The organism is Streptomyces sp. NPDC048269 (genome assembly GCF_040652395.1).
In the GTDB taxonomy this organism is placed as follows: Bacteria; Actinomycetota; Actinomycetes; order Streptomycetales; family Streptomycetaceae; genus Streptomyces.
Genome location: NZ_JBEZLW010000059.1, coordinates 20,660 through 36,062, shown reverse-complemented (window position 1 = coordinate 36,062; position 15,403 = coordinate 20,660). Strand labels below are relative to the sequence as shown.

General features: G+C 73.3%; 12 protein-coding genes. 7 read left to right on the top strand and 5 right to left on the bottom strand.

Going from position 1 to position 15,403, the window contains the following annotated elements; genetic code table 11:
* Positions 1-445: 445 nt before the first annotated feature.
* Positions 446-1,696: an amidohydrolase family protein gene (locus AB0D48_RS33920; protein ID WP_362405968.1), complete on the bottom strand. Its 1,251-nt coding sequence runs from the start codon at positions 1,694-1,696 to the stop codon at positions 446-448.
* A gap of 131 nt (positions 1,697-1,827) precedes the next feature.
* Between AB0D48_RS33920 and AB0D48_RS33915 the strand changes: the two genes are divergently transcribed.
* The 4 genes from AB0D48_RS33915 (at position 1,828) to AB0D48_RS33900 (ending at position 7,008) form a co-directional block, all read left to right on the top strand.
* Positions 1,828-4,926, top strand: a complete 3,099-nt coding sequence (locus AB0D48_RS33915; protein WP_362405959.1) for a BTAD domain-containing putative transcriptional regulator — start codon at positions 1,828-1,830, stop codon at positions 4,924-4,926.
* 73 nt (positions 4,927-4,999) lie between these two features.
* Positions 5,000-5,650, top strand: a complete 651-nt coding sequence (locus AB0D48_RS33910; RefSeq protein ID WP_362405965.1) for a formylglycine-generating enzyme family protein — start codon at positions 5,000-5,002, stop codon at positions 5,648-5,650.
* 182 nt (positions 5,651-5,832) lie between these two features.
* Positions 5,833-6,057, top strand: coding sequence for a hypothetical protein (locus AB0D48_RS33905; protein WP_362405956.1), 225 nt, complete (start codon positions 5,833-5,835; stop codon positions 6,055-6,057).
* A 201-nt stretch (positions 6,058-6,258) separates the two neighbouring features.
* Complete coding sequence (locus AB0D48_RS33900; RefSeq protein WP_362405953.1) at positions 6,259-7,008, top strand: class I SAM-dependent methyltransferase; 750 nt, start codon at positions 6,259-6,261, stop codon at positions 7,006-7,008.
* Here the strand turns inward: AB0D48_RS33900 and AB0D48_RS33895 are convergent.
* Complete coding sequence (locus AB0D48_RS33895) at positions 6,983-8,713, bottom strand: FadD3 family acyl-CoA ligase (protein WP_362405950.1); 1,731 nt, start codon at positions 8,711-8,713, stop codon at positions 6,983-6,985. The two genes, AB0D48_RS33900 and AB0D48_RS33895, sit on opposite strands and share 26 nt — an antisense overlap.
* Positions 8,714-8,805: 92 nt before the next feature.
* On the opposite strand from AB0D48_RS33895, the gene AB0D48_RS33890 reads away from it, so the two are divergent.
* Genes AB0D48_RS33890 through AB0D48_RS33880 form a run of 3 tightly spaced genes read left to right on the top strand, consistent with a single transcriptional unit; the run spans position 8,806 to position 11,196 of the window.
* Positions 8,806-9,957 carry a lipid-transfer protein gene (locus tag AB0D48_RS33890; RefSeq protein WP_362405947.1) on the top strand — a complete coding sequence of 384 codons (1,152 nt, stop codon included), beginning with the start codon at positions 8,806-8,808 and terminating at the stop codon, positions 9,955-9,957.
* A 16-nt stretch (positions 9,958-9,973) separates the two neighbouring features.
* On the top strand, positions 9,974-10,423 hold the full coding sequence (locus AB0D48_RS33885; RefSeq protein WP_362405944.1) for an OB-fold domain-containing protein: 450 nt from the start codon (positions 9,974-9,976) through the stop codon (positions 10,421-10,423).
* Positions 10,420-11,196, top strand: coding sequence for an enoyl-CoA hydratase/isomerase family protein (locus AB0D48_RS33880; RefSeq protein ID WP_362405941.1), 777 nt, complete (start codon positions 10,420-10,422; stop codon positions 11,194-11,196). Before AB0D48_RS33885 ends, AB0D48_RS33880 begins: the two co-directional genes overlap by 4 nt.
* A 109-nt stretch (positions 11,197-11,305) precedes the next feature.
* Here the strand turns inward: AB0D48_RS33880 and AB0D48_RS33875 are convergent, their stop codons facing one another.
* The 3 genes from AB0D48_RS33875 to AB0D48_RS33865 form a co-directional block, all read right to left on the bottom strand.
* The gene (locus tag AB0D48_RS33875; RefSeq protein ID WP_362405938.1) at positions 11,306-11,797 is read right to left on the bottom strand and encodes a hypothetical protein; all 492 of its coding nucleotides are present in this window, start codon (positions 11,795-11,797) and stop codon (positions 11,306-11,308) included.
* Between the two features lie 508 nt (positions 11,798-12,305).
* Entirely contained in the window at positions 12,306-12,803 is a 498-nt protein-coding gene (locus AB0D48_RS33870; protein WP_362405935.1) for a peptidylprolyl isomerase, read from the bottom strand.
* A 66-nt stretch (positions 12,804-12,869) separates the two neighbouring features.
* A complete protein-coding gene (locus tag AB0D48_RS33865) occupies positions 12,870-15,293 on the bottom strand; it encodes a PQQ-binding-like beta-propeller repeat protein (protein WP_362405932.1) in 2,424 nt (807 codons plus the stop codon).
* Between the last annotated feature and the right edge of the window lie 110 nt (positions 15,294-15,403).

The window sequence follows — 15,403 nt, the reverse complement described above, 5'->3', positions numbered from 1 at the left end:
GGGAAACCCCCAGCCCCACCCTGATCCGGAGTAAGCGGCTCCCGACAACCCGAAGCCCCCGCCACCCCCTCTGATGCCGCTCCGCTGGGGTCCTGCCGCCGGCGAACCGCCAGCACCTCCCCTGATGCTGAGTGAGTGGCACCCGCCCCTCCGAAGCCCGCCCCCCTTCCCCGACGCCGAGCAAGTGGCTCCCGCCCCCCGAAGCCACCGCCCCACGTCCCTGCCACCGCCTCGCCGCAGTCCCGCCCTCCGAAGCCACCGCCCCACTCCCCCGACGCCGAGGGAGTGGCTCCCGCGGCCCGAAGCCCCGGAGAACGTCCCTGATCCGCCAGCCGAAGCCCGACTCCCGGAGCCCCGGACGGGCAACCGGATCGGCCTCCCGGCTCCCGCCCCGAAGCCCCGCCCCACCCACCCAGCCCCCGTCGGCACCCCCACTCCCCACTCCCTACTCCCCGCTCCCGCTCCCGCTCCCGCTCCTACGCCCCGCCCACAGCCCCTCCCGCGTCAGCCCCAGCAGGTCGATCGCGTTGCCGCGGACGATGCGGTCGATCACGTCCGGGGGCAGGTGGCCCATCTGGGACTCGCCGACCTCGCGGGACTTCGGCCAGGTGGAATCCGAGTGGGGGTAGTCCGTCTCGTAGAGGACGTTGGCGACGCCGATCGAGTCCAGGTTCTTCAGGCCGAAGGCGTCGTCGAAGAAGCAGCCGAAGACGTGCTCCGCGAAGAGTTCCGACGGCGGGCGGTGGACCTTGTCGGCCACCCCGCCCCAGCCGCGGTTCTCCTCCCAGACCACGTTCGCGCGCTCCAGGATGTACGGGATCCAGCCGATCTGGCCCTCCGCGTACATGATCTTCAGGTTGGGGAAGCGTTCGAACTTGCCGCTCATCAGCCAGTCGACCATCGAGAAGCAGCAGTTGGCGAAGGTGATGGTGGAGCCGACCGCCGGCGGGGCGTCCGCCGAGGTGGACGGCATGCGGGACGAGGAGCCGATGTGCATGGCGATGACCGTGCCGGTCTCGTCGCACGCCTGGAGGAAGGGGTCCCAGTCGTCCGTGTGGATGGACGGGAGGCCCAGGTGCGGGGGTATCTCCGAGAAGGCGACGGCCCGGACGCCGCGCGCCGCGTTGCGGCGGACCTCGGCGGCGGCGAGGCGCGCGTCCCACAAGGGGATGAGGGTCAGGGGGATGAGGCGGCCGCGGGCGTCCGGACCGCACCACTCCTCCACCATCCAGTCGTTGTAGGCCCGCACTCCCAGCAGCCCCAGCTCACGGTCGGCGGCCTCGGTGAAGGTCTGGCCGCAGAAGCGCGGGAAGGTCGGGAAGCAGAGCGCCGACTGGACGTGGTTGACGTCCATGTCCGCGAGGCGGTCGGGAACCGAGAACGACCCCGGGCGCATCTGCTCGTAGGTGATGACTTCCAGTTTGATCTCGTCGCGGTCGTATCCGACAGCCGTGTCGAGGCGGGTGAGCGGCCGGTGCAGGTCCTCGTACACCCACCAGTCGCCGATCGGGCCGTCGTCGCCCTTGGCCCCCATGACCGGGGCGAACTTGCCGCCGAGGAAGGTCATTTCCTTCAAGGGGGCACGGACGACCCGAGGGCCGGTGTCCTTGTACTTGGACGGGAGCCGGTCCCGCCAGACGTGGGGGGGCTCAACCGTGTGGTCGTCCACCGAGATGATCTTCGGGAAGGTCTCCATGACCCATACGGTAGCGCTCATCTGACGAACCGTCAGCTAGTTGGGAGCCGATCGGCCCGGGACGGGCTGACGTGTACGTGCGAGACAGGGCAGACTGACCATTACACCGACGGAAGGCAGGGGGACGACAGATGGACGGCGTACCGGCCATCCCGCGCCCGAGGAACCCGCGGAACCACCCCGAGGCATCCCGGCCCACCCGCAGGAAAGCGGCCTCCGCGGGCGCCCCCGCGGGCCCGGCCGCCCTCGCGAAACCGGCCACCACACCCCCGGACGGCACCGCCGCGCATCCGGCCGCCTTCGCGGAGCCGGCCGGCCCTTCCACCGGGTCCCGCTTCGCCGTCCTCGGCCCCATCCGCGCCTGGCGCGGCGCCGAGGCCCTGCCCTCCGGCACTCCCCAGCAGCGCGCCCTGCTCGCCACGCTCCTGCTGCGCGACGGCCGCACCGCCACCGCGCCCGAACTCATCGACGCCATCTGGGGCGAGGACCCGCCGCAGCAGGCCCTCGCCACCATCCGGACGTACGCCTCCCGCCTGCGCAAGGTCCTCGACCCCGGGCTGCTCGTCAGCGAGTCCGGCGGGTACGCCATCCGGCTGCGCTCCACCGCCACCCTCGACCTCGGTGTCGCCCGCAGCCTCGTCGCCGACGCCGAGACGGCCCGTGAAGCCGGTGACCGCGCCCTCGCCCGTACGCTGCTGGCCCGCGCCCTGGACCTGTGGGACGGCGAACCCCTCGCCGGAGTCCCCGGCCCCGCGGCCGCCAACGAGCGCACCCGGCTCGCCGAGTGGCACCTGCAACTGCTGGAGACCCGACTCGACCTCGACCTGGAGGTCGGCCACCACGCCGAGGCCGTCTCCGAGCTCACCGCGCTCACCGCCGCCCACCCGCTGCGCGAGCGCCTGCGCGAGCTGCTCATGCTCGCCCTCTACCGCAGTGGCCGGCAGGCCGAGGCCCTCGCCGTCTACGCCGACACCCGCCGGCTCCTCGCCGACGAGCTGGGCGTCGACCCGCGCCCCGAACTGTCCGCCCTCCAGCAGCGCATCCTCAACGCCGACGCGGACCTCGCCCGCGCCGAGGACCCGGCCCCGGCGGCTGCCGCCGCCCACGTGCGGCCGGCCCAGTTGCCCGCCACCGTGCCCGACTTCACCGGCCGCACCAGCTTCGTCGACGAACTCGGCGCCATCCTCTCCGGCGGCGCCGAGGGCCAGGTCATGGCCGTCTCCGCGCTCGCCGGCATCGGCGGCGTCGGCAAGACCACCCTCGCCGTGCACGTCGCGCACGCCGCCCGCCCGCACTTCCCGGACGGCCAGCTCTACGTCGACCTCCAGGGCACCGAGGCCCGCCCCGCCGAACCGGAAGCCGTCCTCGGCTCGTTCCTGCGCGCCCTGGGCACCCCCGACACCGCCATCCCCGACTCCCCCGCCGACCGGGCCGCGCTCTACCGCTCCACCCTCGACGGCCGCCGGGTCCTGGTCCTGCTCGACAACGCCCGCGACGCCGCCCAGGTCCGCCCGCTGCTTCCGGGAACCGCCGGCTGCGCCGCCCTGGTCACCAGCCGGGTCCGCATGGCGGGCCTCGCCGGGGCCCATCTCGTCGACCTCGACGTGATGAGCCCCGAGGAGGCCCTCCAGCTGTTCACCCGAATCGTCGGCGAGGAACGCGTACGCGCCGAGCGCCAGGCCGCCCTCGACGTCGTCGGCGCCTGCGGCTTCCTGCCGCTCGCCATCCGCATCGCCGCCTCCCGCCTGGCGGCCCGCCGCACCTGGACCGTGTCCGTACTCGCCGCCAAGCTGGCCGACGAGCGCCGCCGCCTCGACGAGCTCCAGACCGGCGACCTCGCCGTCAAAGCCACCTTCGAGCTCGGCTACGGCCAGCTGGAGCCCGCCCAGAAGCGCGCCTTCCGCCTCCTCGGCCTCGCCGACGGCCCCGACATCTCCCTCTCGGCGGCAGCCGCCGTACTGGACCTGCCGGAGCACGACACCGAGGACCTCCTGGAAGCCTTGGTCGACTGTTCCCTCCTCGAATCCGCCGCCCCCGGCCGCTACCGCTTCCACGACCTCGTACGCCTCTACGCGCGTGCGTGCGCCGACCGCGACGAGCAGCCGCCGGGCGGCCGCGACGCCGCCCTGGACCGGCTCCTGGACTTCTACCTGGCCACCGCCTCCGGGGTGTACGCCCTGGAACGCCCCGGTGACCGCCTCCCCGCGCACCTGTCCGACACCAACTACCCCGGGCTGGTCTTCGGCGAGCCGCGCGCCGCCCTGGACTGGCTGTACGCCGAGGCCGACCCACTGCTGGCGTGCGTACGGCAGGCCGCCGCGCGCACCGACGAGACCGAGGTCCTGCGCCGGGCCGTGGACCTGCTGTGGGCGGCCAAGGACCTCGCCGAGTCGGGGGCCAACTCCAAGCAGTACGAGTCGGCCGCCATGGCCCTGCGCGACGCCGCCCGCGCCGCGGGGGACCCGCGCTCCGAGGGGCGGGCCCGTACCACCCTCACCATGGTCCACCTCTTCACCGGCCGTTTCACCGAGGCCGACGACGAGGCCCGCCAGGCCACGGCGCTCGCCCGCGAGGCCGCAGACCCGCTGCCCAGCTGCTGGGCGCCCAACGACCGCGGGATCATCGCCCTCTACCAGGGCCGGCACGCGGACGGCGAGCGGTACCTGCTGGAGGCCATCGAGAACTTCCGCGCCGACGGCAACAACGTCGGCGAGGCCAGCGCGCTGTGCAACCTCTCCCGCATCCACGTGGAGCTGGGCCGCCTCGTCAGCGCGATAGACCTCGCCGAGCAGGGCATCGCCATCTACGACCGGATGGGGCTGACCCTGCGCCTGGCGAACGGCCGCTACGCGCTCGGCATCGCCCTCACCCAGGCGGGCCGGCTCGGCGAGGCGCTGGCGCAGCTCGCCGAGGCGCTGTCGCTGTTCCACGACAACCGCCAGCCGCTGTGGGAGGGCGTGACCCACTTCCGGCTCGCCGAGGCCCATCTGGCCGCGCGCCGCCCGACGTTGGCCGCCTCGCACGCCGAGCAGGCCATCGCGCTGCGCGGGATCGGCGGCGAGTGGCGGCGGGCGACCGTGCTGACGGTGCTGGGCAAGGCGCTGCGGCAGCTGGGGCAGACGGACCGGGCGCGGGCGTGCTGGCGGGACGCGGAGGCGGTGTTCACGCAGCTGGGATCGGCGGAACTGGCCGAGGTGCAGGCCCTGCTGGCCTCGGAGATCGCGGCCTGAGCCATGGGTACGGGCACGGGCACGCCACGGCTGCGGGCACGAGGAACGAGGAACGAGTGAAGGCGTGAACGAGATGATCGCCGTCCCGCCGGGACGGGTGACACTGTCCGACCGGCGGACACAGCGCAGCTGGACGGTCGAGGTCCTGCCGTACCGGCTGGCGGCGTTCCCGGTCACCCAGGCGTTGTACGCGCAGGTCACGGGGCAGTGGCCGGGCACCGCGCGGGGCGGCCGGCTGCCCGTCGAGGGCGTTTCCTGGTGGGAGGCGGTCCGGTTCTGCAATGCCCTGTCCCTGCGGGACGGGTTCGCGCCGGCCTACCGGCTCGACGTAGCGGGCGAGGGCGTCGAGTGGGACGCGTCCGCCGACGGGTACCGGCTGCCGACCGAAGCCGAGTGGCAGCACGCCTGCCGGGCCGGTACCACCGGACCGCACTACGGGCCGCTCGACGAGATCGCCTGGTACCGGGGCAACTCTCAGGAGCGCCTGCACGAGGTGGGCGGCAAGCTGCCCAACGCGTGGGGCTTCCACGACATGCTCGGCAACGTGTGGGACTGGTGCTGGGACGTCTACGACCCCGAGGTCTACGGCACCTACCGGGTGCTGCGCGGCGGCGGCTGGTTCGACGAGCACTGGAGCTGCCGGGCCTCGGCACGGCGCCGCAGCCACCCGACGTTCCGGGTGGACGACGTGGGCTTCCGCCTTGCGCGGTCCGCCGGGCGCTGACCTGCGGCGGAGCCGGGCGGCATGCGATGAATGAGGCGTTCATCGTTCGTTTATCGCCCCACGACAGTATTAGTGCATCGACCCGGCGCGTCGGGGGGCATCCGGGTCGGTCGGAGGACTACCCGTTCGGCGATCCTCGGGGGAATCGCCGAACGGGCCCGACCCATCCATCAGGAGATTCGATGACGACGAACGAGAACATCCTGCCGACCGATGGCGACCTCAAGCCGATGGACAACCACGCCTCGGGCGTCGAGATCAAGCCGCTGGAGAGCCCTGCACCGGGCGTCGACGTCAAGCCGATGGACAACCACGCCTCCGGCATCGAGATCAAGCCGCTCGACAACCACGCCTCGGGCGAGGACATCGTGACGCTGGACAACCACGCTTCCGGTCCGCGCCCGTAAGACGCCCCGCGGGGGATACGGGGACGGTCCCACGGGGGATACGGGGGGCCGTCCCGCGGGGAGATCGCCGTGGATCGGGGGACCACGGGGGTCACGGGGGGAGCACAACCGATGAACGGCGGCCGCGGTGGCCCGGAGGGGGAGCCACCGCGGCCGCCGCACGCGTGTGTCCGGCTGCCCGCGTGCCCCTACGCTGGGTGTGTGTTCACCACCCACGGGCCGAGTGTCCGCGAACTCGCCGTGCAGGGCCTCTCTTCCGTCGAGCGGGGCTACGACCTGCTGGCGCCGAAGTTCGACCACACGCCGTTCCGCACCCCGGACCGGATGCTCGACGCCGTCGAGGAGACCCTCGCCCATCACGAGGGCTCCTTCGGCGCCGGGCTTGACCTGTGCTGCGGCACGGGAGCCGCGATCGGGATGCTGCGGCGGCTGTGCCGGGACCGCGTCACCGGGGTGGACCTGAGCGCGGGCATGCTGGCCGAGGCCGCGCGGACGTACGCGGATGAACGCGTGGACTTCGTACGGGCCGATGCGCGGGCCCTGCCGCCCGCGCTCGGGGACTCCTACGACCTGGCCGTGAGCTTCGGGGCCTTCGGCCACTTCCTCCCGGCCGAGCGGCCCGCCCTCTTCTCCGCGGTCCACTCCGCGCTGCGCGAGGGCGGGGTCTTCGCCTTCCCGATCGGCGCCCCGATCCCGCCGACTTCACCGCTGTGGTGGGCGGTGGCCGGGTTCGACGCGGTGATGCGAGTGCGCAACGCGGTGTGGCGGCCGCCCTTCGTCATGTACTACCGGACCTTCCCGCTGAGCGGGGTCCGCGCCGACCTGCGGGCAGCCGGCTTCACCGTGGAGACCGTGCCGCTGGACCACTTCGGACGCACCCCCCAGGGCGCGCCCCGCTGGCGCCTGGTCCTGGCCCGGCGCGGCGTCAGCGCGACCGCAGCTCGCGCTTGAGGACCTTGCCGCTCGCGTTGCGCGGCAGTTCGGTGACGAACTCCACCGCGCGCGGCACCTTGTAGTTGGCCATCTCCCGCCGGGACCAGGCGATCAGGTCGTCGGCGGTGAGGGTGGAGCCGGGTCGGCGGACCGCGTACGCCTTGCCGACCTCGCCGAGCCGCGGGTCCGGGACGCCGACCACGGCCACGTCCGCGATGTCCGGGTGGAGGCCGATGAGCTGCTCGATCTCGGCGGGGTAGGCGTTGAACCCGCCGACGATGAACATGTCCTTGATCCGGTCGGTGATGCGCAGGTTGCCGTCCGTGTCGAGGACTCCGACGTCGCCTGTGCGCAGCCAGCCCTCAGGGGTGACGGCCGCCGCCGTCTCGGCCGGGTCCTCGAAGTAGCCCCGCATGACGTGGTGGCCGCGGACCCACACCTCGCCCGCCGTACCGTCGGGCCGGGCGCTGCCGTCGGGTCCGGCGATGCGTATCTCCGTGCCGGGGATGGGCCGCCCCGAGGTGGCGGCGATGACCTCGGCCGGGTCGCCGCGGCGGCACATGGTGACGATGCCGCTGGCCTCGGAGAGCCCGTAAGCGGTGAGGACGGTGGCGATGTGCAGCTCGCCGCGGAGCCGTTCGACGAGCCTGAGCGGGACGACGGCCGCGCCGGTGACGACCAGGCGCAGGGCGGAGAGGTCGTGACGGTCGCGCTGGGGGTGGTCGAGGAGGGACTGGTGGAGGGTGGGCGGGCCGGGGAGTACGGAGATCCGCTCGGCGGCGATGTTGGCGAGGACGGTGTCCACGTTGAAGACGGGCTGGGGAACCATCGTGGCGCCGCGCATCAGGCAGGCGATGATCCCTGCCTTGTAACCGAACGTGTGGAAGAAGGGGTTCACGATCAAGTAGCGGTCGCCCTCGCGCAGTCCGGCGAGTTCGCTCCAGACGGCGTAGCAGCGCAGGGACTGGGCGTGGGTGATGACGGCGCCCTTGGGGCTGCCGGTGGTGCCGGAGGTGAAGATGATGTCGGAGGGGTCGTGGGGCCGAATCGTTTCGGCCCGCTCGCGGACCGCCTCGGCCGGTACGGGATCCCCGCCGGCGAGGAAGTCCTTCCAGGTGCGGAAGGACTCGGGGGCGTCCTCGGCGAGGACGACGACGTGCTCCAGGTGCGGCAGCCCGGGCAGCGGTCCCGTGCCGGGGCCCTCGGCCGCGGCCCGGCGCAGGGAGGCGACGTACGAGGTGCCGAGGAAGGTGCCGGTGACGAAGAGCAGTCTGGCCCGGCTGCGCTGCAGGACGTACGCGGCTTCCGTGCCCTTGAACCGGGTGTTGAGGGGGACGAGGACCGCGCCCGCGGAGACCGCGCCGAGCGCGGAGACGATCCACTCCAGGGTGTTGGGGGCCCAGACGGCGACCCGGTCGCCCGGCTCGACCCCGGCGGCGACGCAGGCGGCCGCGGCGCGCTCGACCCGCTCACCGAGCTGCGCGTAACTGATCCGGACGCGGCCGTCGACGACGGCCTCGCGGTCGGCGTACCGTTCCGCTGCCGCCCGGACCAGTCCCGCGATGCTGCCCCAGCGCAGGTCCCCACGGGGGTCCTCGCACAGGTCTCCGGAGGGAGCCGCGCGCAGGTCTCCAGAAGGGTCCAGGCGCAGGTCCCCAGGGGAGTCGTCGCGCCGGTCCTCGCATGCGTTCCCGCGTGCGTCCCCGTGTGCGTCCTCGTCCATCGTCCGCCCTCCCCGGTACCCAGTAGCTGACTATCCGTCAGATTAGCTGTAGCCTTCGCGGCTGTCAGTACTGGTGCACCCCGGAGGTGGCGATGGCGGCAACGCTCAAGGACGCTACGGCGATAGTCGGCATCGGCCAGACCGCCTTTGCCAGACATCTGCCGCAGTCCGAAAAGGAATTGGCCTGCCGGGCCATCCTCGAGGCCCTCGCCGACGCGGGCATCGAACCGTCCGAGGTGGACGCCTTCGCCTCCTACACCATGGAGGAGACCGACGAGGTCGAGGTCGCCAAGGCCATCGGCGCCGGCGACGTCACCTTCTTCTCCAAGGTCGGCTACGGCGGGGGCGGTTCCTGCGCGACCGTCGGCCACCTCGCCTCCGCCGTCGCCACCGGCCAGGCCACCGTCGGCGTCGCCTGGCGCTCCCGCAAGCGCGGCTCGGGCCCCCGCCCCTGGAAGAACACCGCCGTCCAGCTGCCCACCCCCGGCCAGTGGACCCGCCCCTTCGGACTGCTGCGCCCCGCCGACGAGATCGGCATGCTGGCCCGCCGCTACATGCACGAGTACGGCGCCACCCGCGACCACCTCTTCAACGTGGCGATGGCCTGCCGCAACCGGGCCAACGAGAACCCGGCCGCGATGATGTACGAGCGCCCGCTGACCCGCGAGATGTACATGAGCTCCCGCATGATCAGCGACCCGCTCTGCCTCTTCGACAACTGCCTGGAGACCGACGGGGCCCTGGCCTGCGTGATCGTCTCCGCCGAGCGGGCCCGCGACTGCCGCCAGAAGCCCGTCTACGTGCACTCCGTCGCCCAGGGCCTGCCGGCACAGCACCACGGCATGGTCAACTACTGGAACGACGACCCGCTGTCCGGACCCGCCTGGACCGCCGCCCGGCACCTGTGGAAGCAGGCCGACTTCGGGCCCCAGGACGTGGACGTCGCGCAGATCTACGACGCCTTCACCCCGCTGATCCCGCTCTCGCTGGAGGGCTACGGCTTCTGCGGGCGCGGCGAGGGCGCCGCCTTCACCGAGGGCGGGGCGCTGGAGAGGGGTGGCCGGCTCCCGATCAACACGGGCGGAGGGGGCCTCTCGGAGGCCTACGTGCACGGCTTCAACCTGATCAACGAGGGCGTCAAGCAGCTGCGCGGCGTCTCCACCGCCCAGGTGCCCGACGCCGCCACCTGCCTGGTGACGGCGGGCGAGGGCGTCCCGACCTCCGCCATCCTGCTTCGAGCCTGACCCGAGGAGCCGACCGATGACCGCAATCGCCACCGACGATCTCCTGCTCCCGGTCCCCGACGAGGACGGCGCCCCCTTCTGGGAGTACGCCGCCCGGGGCGAACTCCGCATCCAGGCCTGCGCCGCCTGCGGCAGACTCCGCTTCCCGCCGCGCCCCTGCTGCCCGCACTGCCGGTCCTTCGACTCGGAGTGGCGCCTGATGAGCGGCCGCGGCCGGATCTGGTCCTACGTCCGGCCGCACCCGCCGCTGCTGCCCGCGTACGCCGCGCAGGCCCCGTACAACGTGATCCTCGTGGAGCTGGCCGACGCCCCCCACATCCGGCTGGCCGGAAACCTGGTGGCCTCGGCCGACGCCCCGCTGAACTCGGTGGACCCGGCCCGGCTGCGCATCGGCGCGCGGGTGCAGGTGGTCTTCACCGAGACGGGCGGGATGGCCGTGCCGCGGTGGGTACTGGAGCGGTCATGACGCTGCGGGTGGAGCGGGACAAGGCGACCGGGGTCGCGGTCGTCACCCTGGACCGGGAGCGCAGGCACAACGCCATCGACCTGGAGACCGCCGCCGAACTGGGCGAAACATGGCGGGAGTTCCGCTTCGCGCAGGACGTACGGGCGGTGGTCCTGACGGGCGCCGGAACGGCGGCCTTCTGCACGGGCATCGACCGCGGCGTGGACGTCCCCCAGCCCGGCTCGCCGTACTCGGTCGACGATCCGCTGCTCTCCATCGGCCCGAAGGCGGGCGACCTGTGGAAGCCGGTGATCGCCGCCGTGAACGGCATGGCGTGCGGCGGGGCCTTCTACCTGCTGGGCGAGGCGGAGTTCATCGTCTCGTCCACGTCCGCGACGTACTTCGACCCGCACACCGCGTACGGGATGGTCAGCGCCTACGAGGCCGTGTACATGGCGCAGCGGATGCCCTTCGGGGAGGCCGCGCGGATGTCTCTGATGGGCACGGCGGAACGGCTCTCCGCGCGGCGGGCGTACGACATCGGCCTGGTCTCGGAGCTGACCGAACCCGAGGAGTTGCTCCCGGCGGCGCTGCGCGCGGCGCAGTCGCTGGCCGGCTTCCCGACGGAGGCCGTGCAGGGCACCGTACGGGCCCTGTGGTCGGCGAAGCAGGCCGCGCTGCAGCAGGCGCTGGCGCAGGCTCCGGCACTGATCGCGCTGGGGAACCTGGCGCCGGAGCGGCAGGCGGACCTGTTCGCCTGCCGGCGGCACACTCCGGAGCCGCGGGTGCGGTGAGGGCCGGGCCGGGCCGGGCCGGGCTCAGCCGGGCTGGGCTGGGCGGTGCTGAGCCGACTGGCCCTGTCGTCGCAGCAGCGCCTGCCGGGCGGGGCTGTGACGACTGCGTCTAGGAGCGGGTGATCCGGCCGAGCCGGCAGTTCTTGACCTCGGCCGCCTTGTCCGCCTGCGTCATCGAGATGGTGACGATGCGGGTCTCGTTCGCCTTGAGTGTGAGCCGGATGGTGTTCCGGTCGACCGTGGCGCCGCTCGCGCCCTCGAACACCACCGGCACCTCCACCGCGCGCTCGGTGTTCAGGTCGGAGGTCACCTTGAGGGTGGCTTCCTGCTTCCCGGCGCCGGCGCAGCTGACGATCTCGGCGTGCGCGGGCGGGGCGGTGTTGCTGGGCGAGGGCGTCGGGCTGCTGGAACTGCCGCTGCCGCCGTGGGACTTCTTCTTCGTCTTGGAGCTGGAGCAGCCGCCTCCGCCGCTGCTCTTGCTCTTGCCGCTGCTCCCGCTGCTCCCGCTGCTGCTGCTCCCGCCGTGCGACGAGAACCCGGTCAGCGCGAGTACGACGCCGACGAGCACCGCGGTGAATCTGATCCGACGTCCAGTCGCCATGGCCCGAGCCCCTCCCGTTGGACGAACGGCGCGTCACGCTACCAGGCCCTACCCGGGCACCCAACTGGACCGAACGGTGTAGTTGCGAGACTGAACCGAATCGGACCGACAGCGACGGGGTCGTCACGCCCGAGGTCCAGGTCCTCCGGGACCGGCAGCTGCTCGGCGCCCTCAAGACCAGGACCAAGACCAAGACCAAGACCAAGGCCGAGGCGGCGGCGGGGGGAGCGGGGGCGGCGACGGCGACGGCGACGGCGACGGCGCGATCCTGAAGGACTCCGTCCCCGGTCCACGTGCGCGGACCAGGCGCCGGGCGTAGCGTCGGGATCGAGACCCCGGCCTCCGAAGCCGACGGGTCCCATCGAAGCGGCGGCCGCCGTCTGAGCCCCTTCCGTGCCTGGTACGACGGCCGTCCCACGGACTCGGGACAGGCCGCACGCCGAAACGGCGGCGGCCCCGGCCCCCGGGGAGGGGGCGGGGCCGACCGGCCGTACCGGCGAGGTGGGGATCAGGCGGCGTCGACGACGCCCGAGGCCGCGATCTCGATCTTGGCGCGGGTGGCGCCGGACTGCGAGCCCAGGGACTCGATCTTCTTGACGAGGTCCGAGCCCTCGACGACCTCGCCGAAGACGACGTGCTTGCCGTCGAGCCACGGGGTCGGGATGGTCGTGATGAAGAACTGCGAGCCGTTGGTGTTGCGGCCGGCGTTCGCCATCGACAGCAGGAACGGACGGGTGTGCTTCAGCTCGAAGTTCTCGTCGGCGAACTTCTCGCCGTAGATGCTCTTGCCGCCGGTGCCGTTCTGGTTGGTGAAGTCGCCGCCCTGGAGCATGAACTCCGGGATGACACGGTGGAACGGCGAGCCCGCGTAGCCGAAGCCGTGCACGCCGGTGGCCAGCTCGCGGAAGTTCTGCGCGGTCTTCGGGACGACGTCGTCGAACAGGTTGAAGACGATGCGTCCGGCGGCCTCGCCGTTGATGGTGATGTCGAAGTAGACGTTGCTCATGGGGTCCATCCTGTCACTCCCCGTCCGGTGCGCTACCCGGCGGGGCCGCAGCCCCGCCCCGACAGCTCAGCCGCTCGTCCGCGTGCCCGTGCCCTTGGCCGCGTCCAGCGCGTACACGCAGCGGTCCTTGCTGCACGCGTAGACCACGCCCGCCTCGGCGACGGGGGCGCCCGTGATCTCACCGCCCGTGGCCAGCTTCCAGCGCAGCTGACCGCCCGCCGCGTCGAGGGTGTACAGGCAGTGGTCGGCCGAGCCGAAGTGCACCCGCCCGTCGGCGACCGCCGGCAGGCCGGTGATCTCGCCGCCCGCCGCGAACCGCCACTTCGGGGTGCCGGTGACCGCGTCGAGCGTGTACAGCGCACTGCCCGCGCCCAGGTGGACGTTGCCGTTCGCCACCAGCACCGGGTCCGCGGACGTGCGGCCCTCGGTCGCGATCCGCCAGCGGTCCTGCCCGGTGGCCGCGTCCAGCGCGTAGACGGTGCCCAGGTAGTCGGCGAGGTAGACGCCGCCGCCCGTGACGGCGGCGCCCGGCGCGAAGGCCGGCGGCGCGAGGAAGACCGCGGGCGCCTCGAAGTGCCAGCGGACCCGGCCCGAGGACCGGTCCACGGACAGCACCCGGGTGCCGGCCGCGACGTAGACGTTGCCGTCCGGCGCGGGGGTGACCCGTACGGGGACGTTCCCGCAGGAAGCCGCGTCGCCGACCGGGTACGACCAGGACTCATGGCCGCTGCGCGCGTCGAGCGCGCGCAGCCGCGCGTCCGCCCACACGTAGACCGTGCCGTCGTGCAGGACGGGGGCCGCCTCCGGGGTCTCGAAGTCGGTCTGCGCGCCGTTCAGCTCCCACAGCTTCTGGCCGTTGGACGCCTCCCAGCCCTGTACGCCGCCTCCGCGGGTGGCGGTGACGACCGTGCCGCGCTCCGCGCGCAGGGCGTACACCCAGGCGTCGGAGGACAGGCGCCACCGCTCGGAGCCGTCGGAGGCGTCGAGCGCGTAGAGGGAGGGGCCGTCGGAGGCGTGGATACGGCCGTCGGCGACGGCCATGGACCAGGCGACGTCGCGGGTCTTGAACTGGCGGCGGCCGCTCGCCACGTCCAGGGCGTGAACCTCGAAGGAGGTGACGTAGAGGAGGTCCCCGGCGACGGTCGGGGTGCCCCAGACCTCGTTGGACATGCGGAAGCGCCACGGGCGCCAGCGGCCGCTGTCCGGAGCCGGGGCGGGAGCCGGTACGGACGCCGGGGCGGAGCCGGCGGGGGTCACGGCCGCCGCGCCGCCCGGCGGGCGGACCCAGCCGGTCGCCGAGTCCACGGAGGCGTGCGCGGCGTGCGCGGCGGGCGCCGCGGCCGTCGCCCGCGGCCCGGGGCCGATCGGCACCGGGGAGCCGCCCAGCCGGACGGGCTCGCCCGAGGGCACCGGGGACATCGGCGGATGGTGCGGCCGCTGCGGAACGGCCTGGCCGGTGCGCGGGTCCACCCACGCCTCGGCGCCGCGCTGGCGACGGTGCGTGGCGGCCGCGGAGCCGGGCCCACGGGATGCGACGCCGCCGCCCCCACCGTCCCGGCCGGCGCCGGGTGCGGGCACCACGGCGGCGGCGGGCGTACGGTTGCCCGCCCGCCGGGCCTCGATCATCGCGACGGCCCGCCCGGGCAGCCACGCCGAGGCGGTCCCGCTGTCGTCACCGCCGTCGAAGAGGTGCGGGGCGAGCTGCGCCTGGAGGTCGGCCGGAGTCGGCCGCAAGGTGGCGTCCATCTGCATGCAGGACTCGATCAGCGGCCGCAGCTCCTCGGGCAGCCCCTCCAGGTTGGGGCCCTCGCGCAGCAGCATGAAGACCGTCTCCACCGGGTTCGCCCCGTGGTACGGCGGATGCCCGGTCGCGGCGAAGACCAGCGTCGAGCCGAGCGAGAAGACGTCGCTGGCGCCCTTGACGCTGCGGGAGTCCTTCGCCTGCTCGGGCGACATGTACGCGGGGGTGCCGACGGCGACGTTCGTCATGGTCAGGCGGGTGTTGGAGACCCCGCTCGCGATGCCGAAGTCGATCACGCGCGGCCCGTCCTCGACGACGAGGACGTTGGACGGCTTCAGGTCTCGGTGGACCAGGCCGGCGCCGTGGATGGACTGCAGGGCCTCGGCGATGCCGGCCGCGAGCCACCGTACGGCCTGGGCCGGCATGGGCCCGCACTCGTTGACGATCTCCTCCAGGGAGGGCGCCGGGACGTACGCGGTGGCCAGCCACGGCACGGCTGCGCGGGGGTCGGCGTCGACCACGGCCGCGGTGTAGAAGCCGGACACGGCGCGGGCCGCCTCCACCTCGCGGGTGAAGCGGACCCGGAACAGCTGGTCCTCGGCGAGCTCGGTGCGCACCGTCTTGATCGCGACCCGCCGTCCGGACGCGGACCGCGCGAGATAGACCAGCCCCATGCCGCCGGCGCCGAGCCGTCCCAGCACCTCGAAGGGGCCGATCCGTCTCGGGTCGTGCTGCGTCAGCTGCTCCACCACTCGCCTCCACACCTCCCCGTACGGGCCCTCACCGGGCCCGCTTCCTCCAGCGCGCGCACCGGTACGGGGCCCTGGTCGTTCCCCGTGCAGCGTCTCACCCCCGGACG